Genomic DNA, 12,521 nt, shown 5'->3' with positions numbered 1-12,521 from the left:
GAGAGGGGTTCCGGGGGATCAGGCGGTGCCGATCAGGGCCTCCTCCGGGCGTGGGAGCCGGAACTCCCGTCCGGCCAGGGCCTCGTACAGCCGGACCGGGCTCATCTCCCCGGCCAGGTCCCCGTGTTGGGCCCGGGAGCGGCGGAAGATCTGCTCCACGAGGGCGGACAGCTCGACGGACACGCCCACGTCGCGGCCGAGGTCGACGGCGAGTCCGAGATCCTTGCAGGCCAGGGCCATGGCGAAGGAGTCGTCGTAGTCGCCCTCGACCAGCACGGACAGCACGTCGTGTTCCAGGAAGTGCGAGGCGGCCGGGCTCGCGAGCAGCGAGCTGCGCAGCACGCCCAGGTCGACGCCCGCCTTCGTGCCCATGGCCAGCACTTCGGAGGCGGCGACGAGATGGGTGAACCAGAGCAGGTTGATCATCAGCTTGACCGTGTAGCCGGCGCCGAGCGGGCCCACGTGCAGCACCTTGTCCGGGTCGCCGAGGGTCTCCAGGACGGGCAGGCACATCCGGAAGTCGTCCGCGGCTCCGCCGACGAATATCTGCAGCCGGCCCGCCTCGGCACCGTGCGCCATGCCGCTGACGGGGGCGTCCAGGCGGCGCACTCCGCGCCGGTCCAGCACCTCGGCCGCGATCCGGTCGGCGGCGGCCGGAGTGGAGGTCGACATGTCGATCCACAGGGCACCCTCGGGCAGTGCCCCGGCGGCGCCGCCGTGCAGCAGCACCTCCTCGACGATGCGCGGGTTCGGCAGCATCGTGATCAGCAGTTCGGCGTCGGCCGCGCACGCCGCCGGGGTCTCGGCCCAGCGGGCGCCGAGCGCCAGATGCTCGACGGCGGCCTCGGGCCGGGAGTCGTGCACGGTGACCAGGTGGCCCGCGTGGATGAGATGACGGGCCATGTGGCGTCCCATGTTGCCCAGGCCGATGAAACCGATCCTCATCGATGTCCTCGCTAAGTACAGGTGGGGTAGGGCGGTGGCCGTTCAGGCCAGGTCGATCCAGGTGGTCTTGAGCGCCGTGTACGCGTCGAGCGCGTGCAGGGACTTGTCGCGGCCCGCGCCGGTGGCCTTGAAGCCGCCGAAGGGGGTGATGACGTCGCTGGCGTCGAAGGTGTTGATCCACACCGTGCCGGCCCGCAGCCGCCGGGCGGTGCGATGGGCGACCTTCACGTCCCGGGTCCAGACGGAGGCGACCAGTCCGAAGTCGCTCTGGTTCGCCAGTCGTACACCTTCGTCCACGTCGCCGTCGTAGGACACGACGGCCAGCACCGGGCCGAAGATCTCCTCCTGCCCGACGACGGACGTGTTGTCCACACCGTCGAGCACGGTCGGTTCGACGAAGGTGCCGCCGGATTCGGTGAGCGTGCGCCCGCCCCCCAGCAGGACACGCGCCCCGTCGGCCAGCCCGCGCTCGATGTAGGCGAGGATCTTGGCGAGTTGGCCCTCGTCGACGATCGGCCCCATCACGGTCGCCGGGTCCAGCGGGTCGCCGACCCGGAAGGTCTCGGCGGTGATCCGCCGTACGGCGTCCAGGAGTCGGTCCTTCACCGACGCGTGCACGACGACACGGGAACCCGCGTTGCAGGTCTGCCCCGCGTTGTAGAAGATTCCCCACGCCACGGCGGACGCGGCGGCCTCCACGTCGGCGTCGGCCAGCACCAGCTGCGGCGACTTGCCGCCCGCCTCCACGGCGACCTGCTTGCCGTTGGACTCGCCCGCGTACACCTGGAAGAGCCGGGCCACCTCCGCCGAGCCCGTGAAGGCGATCTTGTCGACCTCGGGGTGCCGGCCGAGGGCCTGGCCGGCGATCTCACCCCGGCCCGGGACCACGTTGAGCACACCGTCGGGCAGCCCCGCCTCGGTGGCCAGCGCCGCGAGGCGCAGTGCGGCGAGCGAGGTCTGCTCGGCGGGCTTGAGGACGACGCTGTTGCCGGTGGCGAGCGCCGGGCCCAGCTTCCAACTGGCGATCAGCAGCGCGTAGTTCCACGGCACGACCGCGCCGATGACGCCCAGCGGCTCCCGCGTGATCAGCGCCAGCGCGTCACCGGGGGTCGGGGCCACCTCGTCGTAGGTCTTGTCGAGGGTCTCGGCGTACCAGGCGATGGTCTCGGCGGCCTTGTCCACGTCGATGCGCACCGACTCGGTGATGGGCTTGCCCATCTCCAGCGTGTCCAGCAGCGCCAGTTCCTCGGCGTTCGCCCGGATCAGTTCGGCCCAGCGCAGCAGGATCCGCTTGCGCTCCTTCGGCGCGAGGTCCCGCCAGCGCCCGTCCTCGAAGGCGGCGCGCGCGGACCGCACCGCACGGTCGACGTCCTCTGCGCCCGCGGCCTGCACCTCGGCCAACACCGCGCCGTCGCGCGGCGAGACGCTGGTGAAGCTGTCGCCGGAGGCGGCGTCGGTGAAGGCGCCGTCGATGAACAGGCGGGTCTCGAAGGACAGCTTGCCCGCCGCGGCCAGCCACTCGTCGTGGGAGCGCGCCAGCAACTCCTCGATCGTGTACGTCACTTGATCCTCCAGCGGTCGATCGCGTCCTCGTCCAGCTCGACGCCGAGGCCGGGCCGGTCGGGGATCTCCAGGTCGCCCTCGGCGTTCACGCGGACCGGCTCGGCGAGCATGAAGTCGCGGCGCTCGGGGGTCCAGCCGGGCGGGTCGTAGGGGAACTCGAAGAAGGGGCCGCCGCCGACGCCCGCCGCGACCTGCAGATTGGCGAGCACGCCGATGCCGTTGGTCCAGCTGTGCGGGGTGAACTGGCGGTGCTTGAGGTGCGCCAGCTCGGCCAGGGTGCGGGCGCGCTGCATGCCGATCGCGAGCACCACGTCCATCTGGTAGATGTCGAGCGCGTCCTCCTCGAGGTAGCGCAGCAGCTCGGTGGGGGAGTGGTGCATCTCCCCGGCGGCGATCCGCACCCCCGGGTTCTCGGCCCGCAGCCGCTTGAAGCCGTCCAGGTCGGCGTACGGCAGCGGCTCCTCGACCCAGAACACGTCGAGCTCGGCGAGGCGGGCGATGGTCTTGCGGGTCTTGGCGAGGTCGGAGGCGTTCGCCGTGTCGCCCGCCATCCGCCAGGACTGGTTGAGGTCGACCATGATCTCGAAGTCGGCCCCGAGTTCCTCACGCACGGCACGCACCGCGGCGATGCCCTCGTCGACCCGGCTGCGGTCGATCCGGATCTTCATCGCCCGGAAACCGGCCTCACGCACCTTCAGCGCGGTGGCGACCCGCTCCTCGGGGGACTTGAGCTCGCCGGAGGAGGCGTACGCGGGCAGCTTCTTCGCCGCGTTGCCGAACAGCTCCGACACCGGCCGGCCGTGGACCTTGCCGATGACGTCCCACAGCGCGGCCTCCAGGGGCCAGTAGTGCGCGCCGTGGAAGTTGGCGGTCTCGATGGCCCGGACGTGCCGGGTGATGTCGAGCGGGTCCTCACCGACGAACAGGTGCTTGTACGTCTCGAAGCCGTCCATGAGGTCGCCGGAGCCGATGCCGGTGACGCCCTCGTCGGTGTGGACCCGGACGATCGTCGCGTCGAAGGTCCGCCGCGGCTCCGGGTCCCATGCGGCCCGGAACGGCGGGTCCAGCTCCAGGCGCAGCCGGTCCAGGGTGATGTCGGTGATCTTCATCGGGTGAGCACCTCGGGGGTCGGCGTGTAGAACGGGTTGGCCGGGCCTTCCTTGGCGGCGGCCTGGATGTCGAGGAGGGCGGGCGTGCCGGTCACGGCGGCCCGCACCGCGCCGTACGCGGCGGCGCGCTGGTTGCGGAAGGAGACGTCCAGGTCACCGACCGCCGGATTGACCCAGACCGCGGCGATGATCAGCAGGTCGTCGGCGTCCTCGGCCGGGATCAGCCCGTCGTCGACGGCGTCCACGACCCCCTGCGCGAGACCGGCCTGCGCGGAACCCCAGGTGGCCCGCTGATGCAGCTCGCCCTGCGCGGCGGCCTTGGCCACGAACAGCGTCAGCGGCTTCACCGGCACGGACGGCCGTACGACCGTCATGAACGGCACGTGCCCGGCGCTCGGGGTGGCCAGCGCCGTCGTCCAGGCGGTCTCGACGGGGCCGCCCTTGCGTCCGATCACGATGTTCGTGTGCGCGGCGTCGGCGCCCTCACCGACGAAGGACTCGCCGATGAGCGCGGTCGGGGCAAAGGGCGAAGGCATGGGATCTCCTGGATCTCCGGGAGCGGGAAGGGCGGCGGACCGGGGGATCCGGCGAGGCGGGAGCAAAGCTCGCATACCGCGCAGTTCATCCGGCCCGATGCGGCGAATCTAGGTCCGCGGCCACCCCCTCGCAAGGCGCCCGTGGGAATCGAAATGCCGGTTGCTCTCCTGACAACCTCGGCCCTGACCTGGGGGTTCCTTCGCTGGCGAGCACGCATACGATGACCGGGTGACCGACTCCTCCTCGGCCTCCCGCGGACACGGCCTGCGCCGTGACATAGACCTGCTGGAGGCCCTCGCCTCCGACGAGGCGCAGAACGCCGGCGGCCTCGGCGTCGTACGCCTCGCGCAGCTCGTCGGCCGGGAGAAGACCCAGGTCTCCCGGGCGCTGAAGGCCCTCGCCGCCGAGGGCATCGTGGAGCGCGACCCCGACACCCTGGAGTACCGCCTCGGCTGGCGGCTGTTCTCCCTGGTGGCCCGGACCTCCGAGAGCCGGCTGGTGCGGGTCGCCGAACCCGTCATGCACACCCTGTCGGCGGACCTGGAGGAGACCAGCCATCTGTGCGTGCTCAGCGACCGTGACGTCCTCACCCTGCTGTCGGTCTCCGGGCACTCCTTCCGTGTCCACGGCTGGGAGGGCCGCGGCGTGCCCGCCTGGCGGCTGTCCGCCGGACGCGTCCTTCTCGCGGATGCCACGCCCGACGAGCTGTACGTCCGCTTCGGCACGACCGGTGAGATGCCCGTGCAGGACCTGTGGACCCTCATCCAGGACGCCCGACGGCAGGGTTATGCCCGCGTCAGCGAGGAGTTCGAGGAGGGCCTGGTCGGGGTGTCCGCGCCGGTGCGCGACTTCCGGGGCCGGGTCGTCGCGGCCATCAACATCTCCGCCCCCAAGGCCCGCCTCGGCGACCGCCTCGACGACGCCGGGCGTACGACGGCCCGGGCGGCGGCGCGGGTGTCGTCACTGCTGGGCTGGGAGCCCCGGCGCACTCCGTTGCTGCGGGCCCGGCTCACCTGACCCACGTACACCCGCCCATGATCGGCGAGTTGCCCTCAGAGCAACCCCCGTTTCGATCCGCCGGGGTTGCCTTGTCGGCCCCATGACGCGCTCGTAAATTCACCGCGCATCGGACGAGCCCCGTCCGAAACGGAGAAAAGAGCAGCTCATGAACCTCGCCGGCATCGACCTCCTGGCCAAGGCCCCGCTTGCGGAAGGCGATGTGTTCCTCGGCGGCCGATGGCTCCCGGCAGCCGACGGACGGACGTATCCGGTCCACGACCCGGCCACCGGCGACCTGATCCGCTGCGTCTCCTCGGCGGGCGAGGAGGACGCCCGCGCGGCGATCGACTCCGCCCACTCGGCCGCGGCCGGCTGGCGTGCGACCCCCTCCCGGCGCCGTTCGGAGATCCTGCACGACACCTTCGCGCTGATGCGCGAGCACACCGGCACCCTCGCCCGGCTCATCGTCCTGGAGAACGGCAAGGCATACCGGGACGCGGCGGCCGAGGTCGGCTACGCCGCCGAGTTCTTCCGCTGGTTCGCCGAGGAGGCCGTCCGCGTCGGCTCCTCCTTCGGGGACGCCCCGGCCGGCGGCTACCGCCACGTCGTACGCAAGCACCCCGTCGGCGTCACCGCCTTCGTCACCCCCTGGAACTTTCCGGCCGCCATGGCCACCCGCAAGATCGCCCCGGCGCTCGCGGCGGGCTGCCCGGTCCTGCTCAAGCCCGCCCCGGAGACCCCGCTCACCGCCCTCGCCATCGCCGCGCTGCTCACCGAAGCCGGCCTGCCCGACGGCCTGTTGAACGTCCTGCCCACCGACCGCGCCCCCGAGGTCGTCCCGGCCTGGCTCGGCGACGAACGGGTCCGCAAGTTCTCCTTCACCGGCTCCACCGCCACCGGCAAACTGCTTCTGGAGCAGGCCGCCGCGAACGTCGTCAACGTCACCATGGAACTCGGCGGCAACGCCCCGTTCGTCGTCTGCGCGGACGCCGACGTCGACGCGGCCGTACGCGGCGCGATGGACGCCAAGATGCGCGGCGGCGGCGAGGTCTGCATCGCCGCCAACCGGTTCTATGCCCACGCCGACGTCGCCGCCGAGTTCACCGAGAAGTTCGGCGCCGCGATGGCCGCCGTACGTGTCGGACCCGGCCTGGAGGACGGCGTCACCCTCGGACCGATGATCAACCGGGCGGCCGTCGACAAGATCCGCTCCCTCGTCGACGACGCCGTCGCCCGCGGCGCCCGGATCGCCGCACAGGGCGGCACACCCGACGGACCCGGCCACTTCCACCCGGCGACCGTCCTCGTCGACGTCCCCGAGGACGCCCGGATCCTGCACGAGGAGGTCTTCGGACCGGTCGCGCCGCTCACCACCTTCACCGACGAGGACGAGATGATCGCCCGCGCCAACGCCACGGTCCACGGCCTGGCCTCGTACGTCTACTCCCGCGACGTCGGCCGCGCACTGCGCCTCGCCGAACGCCTGGAGGCCGGCATGGTCGGCGTCAACCGCGGCCTGCTGTCCGACCCGGCCGCCCCCTTCGGCGGCGTCAAGCAGTCAGGGCTGGGCAGGGAAGGCGGCCGCGAAGGCATCGAAGCCTTCCTGGAGACGCAGTACATCGCCCTGGACTGGACCGACTGACTCCCCACCCCCGCGCCCCACCTCCCCTCCCTCCGCTCACGACAAGGACCGCCCATGGCAATGACGCCTGCGACCCAGCACCAGCCCGGCACACCCGAAGTCCCCGGCCGGGACCGCGAACGCCGCCGTCTGCACACCAAGTTGAAGCTCGCCACCCAGATCGGGCAGGGCATCGACGGCTACATCATCGGCGGCATCGGCATGGCCATGGCCGCGCTCACCACCGACCTGCACCTCTCCACCTTCATGCAGGGACTGGTCGGCGCCTCCCCGCTGATCGGCATCTTCATCGGCGGCCCCCTCTTCGGCCGGCTCGCCGACCGCTTCGGCCGCCGCCCGGTGTTCCTCGTCGACATGCTGATCTTCCTGATCGGCTCGGTCGTCCAGTTCTTCGTCACCGATGGAACCCAGCTCTTCCTCATCCGTCTGCTGATGGGAGTGGCGATCGGCGGCGAGTACGCCATCGGCGCCCCGCTGCTGTCCGAGTACGCGCCCCGCAAGGGCCGCGGCCGGCTGCTGGCCAGCCTGGAGATCAGCTGGTACGTCGGCTACGCGCTGGCCACTGTCGTCGGCGCGCTGTTCGCGGACGTCGACGGCGGCTGGCGGTGGTCCCTGGCCAGCAGCGCCGTCATCGCCGTGGTGTGCGTCGCGCTGCGCGGCGGCATCCCCGAGTCGGCGCGCTGGCTGCTGAGCAGAGGGCGCCGCGAGGAGGCCGAGGCGCTGATCGAGAAGTACGGCATCGAGGTGGACGTCGATGCCGAACTCGACGAGTCCGAGGCACCCGCGAGGGAGGGATTCCTGGCCCTGTTCAACCGCCGCCACCTGCGCAGCACCATATTCGCCAGCGTCTTCTGGGCGGCGCTCGTCCTGCCGTACTTCGCCATCGGCACCTTCTGGACGCAGGTCTTCGAGGCCCTGAACATGGGCGACAACGCGGTCGCGGCGCTGCTCGTCTACTCCTTCACCGCGGTGGCGGGCGTGACGGCGGGCTGCCTGGTCGTCGACCGGATCGGCCGGCGCAGGCTGCTCATCCCGCCGTTCTGGATCACCGCCGGCGCTCTGGCGCTGGTCGCGCTGTGGCCGACCTCCACCCCGGTCATCGTCGGCGGCTTCCTGTTCTTCATCTTCCTCAACGCCGCCTCCAGCGCGCTCACCGCCATCTACCCGCTGGAGGTCTTCCCGACCTCGCTGCGCACCACCGGCGTCGGCTTCGCCACCGCGATGAGCCGGGTGGGCGCGGCCATCGGCACCTTCCTGCTGCCGATGGGCCTGGACCGGTTCGGCGCGGAGTTCGTGCTCCTGGTCGGCGCCGGGGTGCTCGCGCTCGGCGGTCTGGTCTCGCAGTTCCTCGCTCCGGAGACGACGGACATGGACCTCGCCCGAGCGGCGCGCAAGGCACGCGGGGCCTAGCCATCGCACGCAGACGGGACGGCCCCGCAGGCGAGTGCCTGCGGGGCCGTGCTGCGCCGGCGAGCGTCAGGCGTAGGCGTCGAAGGGGATTCCCGACGGCTTCGCGTAGTTGAGCGCCCACTGGAAGTCGCCGTCGTCGATCTTGATCGTGGCGGACCCGAAGTCGGCGCTCATGAGCTTGTCGCGGTATCCGGCCGGATAGCCGTTCCAGCCGACGAGGCGCGGGAAGAACCAGTTGCCGGTGGCGTTCTCGGCCGGTTCGTCATTGCCGCCCGCGAACCGGAAGCAGTGACTCGATACGCCGTCCTTGTGGTAGACGATCTTCGGGTGGGTGCCGTCGAAGCGGATCGCCGAACGGGCCGCCAGCTGGTAGGTGTTGTGCTGCGACACCGACACGTACTCGGCCTGGTTGTCGCGGACCCACACGATGACGTGTTCCCAGTCGTGCGTGTGCCCGAGGGCCGCCGGACCGAGCGTGATCTGGTCCTTCTCGAAGTAGCTGGCGTACATCACCGCGCACCAGCCGTTGTTGCACTTCGCCCGCGAATAGGTGTTGGCGTTCGCCAGCTGGGCGTAGTCGTGGCACTTGCCGTTGACGTCGCCGCCGAGCTCGAGACCCGGGTTGAGGGTCCCGTCGGCACCGATGGCGGCCGTGGCGTAGCAGCCGTCGCCGTCGTAGTCGTAGGCCGGGGAGAACGTCTGCTCCAGACCGTCGGCGTTCTGGGGGAGCAGGGTCAGGACACTCGCGTGGGCACTCGCGGGGAGGCCCACGATGAGCGTCATCGCCCCAAGAAGGGCCATCGCGAGGGTGCTCAACTTACGCATCACGGCTCCCGGTTCAGCAGTAGAGGTTGCCGCCCGGCGAGACGCCGAGGATCGAGGTGAACCGGTTGTAGGCGTCGACGCGGCTCTGCACTTGGGCCGGGTTCTTGCCGTCGCACTCCAGGGAGCCGTTGATGGAGCGGATCGTCTGCCCGAAGCCGGCCTGGTTCACCATCGCGTTGTGCGGGGTCATGCTGCCGGGGCCGGACTGGGTGTTCCAGTACCAAAGACCCGTCTTCCAGGCGACCGCGGCCTCGTTCTGCACTCGCCAGGGGTTGTTCAGCAGGTCGATGCCGAGGGCGTCACCGGCGGCCTTGTAGTTGAAGTTCCACGACAGCTGGATCGGACCGCGGCCGTAGTAGGCGGCCTGACCGGCGGGGCAGCCGTAGGGCTGGTTCCAGTCGCAGTAGTGCGGGTAGTTGGCGGTGTTCTGCTCCACGATGTGGACGAGGCCGCCGGTCTCGTGGTTGACGTTGGCGAGGAAGGCCGCCGCCTCCTGCTTCCGCACGGTGTCGCTGCCGGTCTTGGCGAAGCCCGGGTAGGCGCTCAGCGCGGCCGTCAGGCCGCTGTACGTGTAGAACGAATTCCGGTTCGGGAACATCTGGTTGAACTGGGCCTCGCTGACCACGAAGCCGGACGGGGTGCCGCCGCCCCCGCTCGCGGGCGCGTTCCACTTTTGGTTCGCGGCGCCGGTGCAGGTCCAGATCTGCAGCCGGGTGCCGTTGGCGCTGTTGTTGTCCCGGACGTCCAGGCACTTGTTCGCCGCCGGGTTCACGATGTCGCGCGCCCCGCTGACCACCCACTGCTGGTTGGCGCCGCCCGAGCAGTCCCACAGCTGCACCGCGGCGCCGTCCGCCGTGCTGCGCTCGACGACGTCCAGACACTTGCCGAGCGCGCGCAGGGTGCCGTCGCCGGAGTTGGACCAGACTTGCGCGCCGGTCCCGTTGCAGTCGTAGAGCTGTACGGCGGTGCCGTTGGCGTTGCTCGCGCCCGCCACGTCGACACACTTGCCGGCGAGGCCCGTGATCGTGCCGTCGGCGGCCCGGGCGGGGGTCACCGTGAGCAGGGCGGTGAGGACGGCGGTGAGGACCGCGAAGATCGCGAGTCTGGGTCTGAGCTGGGTCATGGACATGGTCGAGGACGCTCCTTCGAGATGGCAGGGGTGGGCCGGCCGCCCCTCGTTCCCGAGGGGCGGCCGACGGCTGAGCTCAGGGAAGCGCTACGGATAGTTCGTCAGATTGGCCACGTTGGAGCCGGAGTTGGACGGACCGCCCGTGTTGTTGACGACGTGCCGGATGGTGCCTGTACCGCCGAGGGAGACGGTCACCATGCTGGTGAAGCGCACTCCCGCCTTGTTCGGTGCCTCGATGGCCCGCTCGGCGGTCACACTCGGGTTGACGTTGAAGAAGCAGTAGCTGCCGAGGCCGTAGGCCTGGTGGCTGGTCACGGAGTCGGCGACCTTGTAGGCCGCGTAGCCCTGGGTGGAGCCGTTCATCCACGCCGCCTGGTTCGGTGGGTCGTACGGCATCTCGTTCTGGTAGAAGTACGTCCGCCCGCCGTCGCCGTTCCAGATGGTCTGGTACTTCTGGTAGTGCTCGACGAACAGGCCGTACGCGGTGACGTTGTCACCGTTGACGATCAGGCCGGTGTCGCCGGTGTTGGTGTTCCAGCCGACGCCGCTGCCGTGGTCGGCGCGCCAGATCCACATGTGGTCGCCGATGACGTTGTCGCTGTTGATGACGAGGCTGGTGGTCGCCTTGCCGACGGCCGCGCCGCCGACACGGAAGTACACGTCGTGCAGCGAGGTCGGGTTCGCGGCGTGGGACGCGGAGGAACCGTTCGGGCCGACCTCCATCAGGGTGGGCGAGTTGGTGGTGCCCGCGTCGAAGAGGACGCCCGCGATCTTCACACCGTCGACGTCGGCCACCTTCATGGCGGTGACGCCGTTGTCCGGGATGAAGGTGGCGAGGCCCAGGCCGAGGACGACGGTGTCGGCGCGGTTCACCTGGAGGGTCTGGTTGAGGTGGTAGACCCCCGGCGTGACCAGCAGGTTCTTGCCCGCCGCCAGCGCCGCGTTGATGTCGGCGGCGGTCGAGCCCTGCTTCACGACGTAGAAGCTGTCCAGGGAGAGGGAGCTGCCGGACGGCGAACCCCCGGCCCAGCTCGTCGCGCTGGAGTTGGACCGCGTCGACGGCACGAACACCTTGTAGGTCCCGTCACCGTCGACGTACAGGAACGGCTTCTCCCGGCTGACCGGAGTCTGCGCGACCGTCGTGTACGGCGGGTTGGGGAAGCTGGTGCCCGGGACGCCCTGGCTGCCGACGAAGACCATGTTCCAGTTGGAGCCGGTCCAGCTGCCGAGCTGGGAGTTGCGGGTCAGCCACTGCTGCTGGCTGCCGGAGTTGACCTGGCCGTCGACCCTGGTGTCGGCGAGCAGACCGCCGCTGGACCAGCCGCCGTCGTCCAGGGCGAGGTTGCCGCGCAGATGCATCCGGCGGTAGGCCGACGCCTGCGAGACCGCCCAGCGGTCGGCGCCGCCCGTCGGGTTGACGGACAGGTTCTCGGCGCCGCGCCAGAAGTTCTGGGTGGCGTTCTGCGGCGGGAACCAGTCGGCCTCGGCGTGCACCGCGCCGTTGATGGTGACCGCGTCCGGGGACAGACCGAGTCCGGCGACCTGGGTGTAGAAGCCGACGTTGACGTTCGCGTTGTAGGAGCCCGGCTTGAACAGGACGGCGTAGCGCTGGGAGCCGAACTGGTTGGTCTCCTGCTGCTGGAAAATCGAGTTGAGGCGGTTCTGGATGGTCGAGGACGACATCGACGGGTCGAAGACGACCACGTTCGGACCGAGGTCCGGGTTGGCCGTCGACTGGTTCACCGGGACCACCTGGAAGCGCTGGGCCGCGCTGCCGTTGCACGTGTACTGCACGAACTGCACGCTGTCGGCGAGCGAGGCGCCCGGGTCGTCCAGGCACTTGCCGCTGTTGCGGTTGACGAAGCGGTAGACGCCGCCGCCCTCGTCGACGGGCTGCCACTGCTGGTTGGCGCCGCCGCCGTAGGCCCACAGATGGACCGGCGCGCCGTCGGCGGTGGACACCTCGGCGACATCCACGACCTGCCCGGTGTTGTTGCGGTTGTTGATGCGGACGTAGCCGTCACCGGTGGGTGTGAAGCTCCAGTTCTGGGCCGTCGAGCCGTTGCACGCGTACTGCTGCACGACCGTGCCGTTGGCGGTGGCGGCCGACCGGGCGTCCAGACACCTGCCGCTCGCTGCGTTCATGATCGTCGCGAAGTCGGCGGGCAGCGCGGCCGCCGCGCTCTGAGCGGCGCCGGCCGGTGTGGGCGCCGAGGTGAGCAGGGACGCGGCCGCCACGGTGACGACCGTGACGGCGGTGGATCTGCGCAGGCGCTTGAGCGCCGGTCGCAAGGTGAGCACGGATTCTCCTTGCCGAGCGAAGCGAGACGATCCCCGCTGAAGGCTGGTGGGGGTGGGCTGG

Annotated in this window: 10 protein-coding genes; 3 read left to right on the top strand and 7 right to left on the bottom strand. The window is 70.6% G+C overall.

The features are described 5' to 3' along the window. Positions 1-18 precede the first annotated feature (18 nt). Genes ACFPQ9_RS02785 through fae form a run of 4 tightly spaced genes read right to left on the bottom strand, consistent with a single transcriptional unit; the run spans position 19 to position 4,153 of the window. Entirely contained in the window at positions 19-945 is a 927-nt protein-coding gene (locus tag ACFPQ9_RS02785; protein ID WP_380845888.1) for an NAD(P)-dependent oxidoreductase, read from the bottom strand. Between the two features lie 42 nt (positions 946-987). Continuing rightward, a complete protein-coding gene (locus tag ACFPQ9_RS02780; RefSeq protein ID WP_380845885.1) occupies positions 988-2,508 on the bottom strand; it encodes an aldehyde dehydrogenase in 1,521 nt (506 codons plus the stop codon). Then, the gene (locus ACFPQ9_RS02775; RefSeq protein ID WP_380845882.1) at positions 2,505-3,617 is read right to left on the bottom strand and encodes a mandelate racemase/muconate lactonizing enzyme family protein; all 1,113 of its coding nucleotides are present in this window, start codon (positions 3,615-3,617) and stop codon (positions 2,505-2,507) included. The genes ACFPQ9_RS02780 and ACFPQ9_RS02775 overlap by 4 nt, the downstream gene beginning before the upstream one ends. Then, positions 3,614-4,153 carry a formaldehyde-activating enzyme gene (fae, locus tag ACFPQ9_RS02770; RefSeq protein ID WP_380845879.1) on the bottom strand — a complete coding sequence of 180 codons (540 nt, stop codon included), beginning with the start codon at positions 4,151-4,153 and terminating at the stop codon, positions 3,614-3,616. Before fae ends, ACFPQ9_RS02775 begins: the two co-directional genes overlap by 4 nt. A 229-nt stretch (positions 4,154-4,382) precedes the next feature. On the opposite strand from fae, the gene ACFPQ9_RS02765 reads away from it, so the two are divergent. The 3 genes from ACFPQ9_RS02765 to ACFPQ9_RS02755 all read left to right on the top strand — a co-directional run bounded on the left by ACFPQ9_RS02765 (position 4,383) and on the right by ACFPQ9_RS02755 (position 8,205). Then, positions 4,383-5,171 carry an IclR family transcriptional regulator gene (locus ACFPQ9_RS02765; RefSeq protein WP_380845876.1) on the top strand — a complete coding sequence of 263 codons (789 nt, stop codon included), beginning with the start codon at positions 4,383-4,385 and terminating at the stop codon, positions 5,169-5,171. A gap of 148 nt (positions 5,172-5,319) precedes the next feature. Beyond that, the gene (locus tag ACFPQ9_RS02760) at positions 5,320-6,795 is read left to right on the top strand and encodes an NAD-dependent succinate-semialdehyde dehydrogenase (RefSeq protein ID WP_380845873.1); all 1,476 of its coding nucleotides are present in this window, start codon (positions 5,320-5,322) and stop codon (positions 6,793-6,795) included. Positions 6,796-6,849: 54 nt separating this feature from the next. After that, positions 6,850-8,205, top strand: coding sequence for an MFS transporter (locus tag ACFPQ9_RS02755; RefSeq protein WP_380845870.1), 1,356 nt, complete (start codon positions 6,850-6,852; stop codon positions 8,203-8,205). A gap of 66 nt (positions 8,206-8,271) precedes the next feature. Here ACFPQ9_RS02755 and ACFPQ9_RS02750 read toward each other — a convergent pair whose 3' ends face one another. From ACFPQ9_RS02750 to ACFPQ9_RS02740, 3 genes are all read right to left on the bottom strand, one after another. Then, positions 8,272-9,030: an NPP1 family protein gene (locus ACFPQ9_RS02750; protein WP_380845867.1), complete on the bottom strand. Its 759-nt coding sequence runs from the start codon at positions 9,028-9,030 to the stop codon at positions 8,272-8,274. 13 nt (positions 9,031-9,043) lie between these two features. After that, the gene (locus ACFPQ9_RS02745; protein WP_380848361.1) at positions 9,044-10,153 is read right to left on the bottom strand and encodes a glycoside hydrolase family 19 protein; all 1,110 of its coding nucleotides are present in this window, start codon (positions 10,151-10,153) and stop codon (positions 9,044-9,046) included. A gap of 93 nt (positions 10,154-10,246) precedes the next feature. After that, positions 10,247-12,451 carry an RICIN domain-containing protein gene (locus ACFPQ9_RS02740; RefSeq protein WP_380848358.1) on the bottom strand — a complete coding sequence of 735 codons (2,205 nt, stop codon included), beginning with the start codon at positions 12,449-12,451 and terminating at the stop codon, positions 10,247-10,249. Positions 12,452-12,521: the final 70 nt, after the last annotated feature.

It is taken from the genome of Streptomyces coerulescens (assembly GCF_042657965.1).
Taxonomy (GTDB): domain Bacteria; phylum Actinomycetota; class Actinomycetes; order Streptomycetales; family Streptomycetaceae; genus Streptomyces; species Streptomyces coerulescens.
Note: the sequence above shows the minus strand (reverse complement) of the source record. Positions and strands in the feature narration are given on the sequence as shown.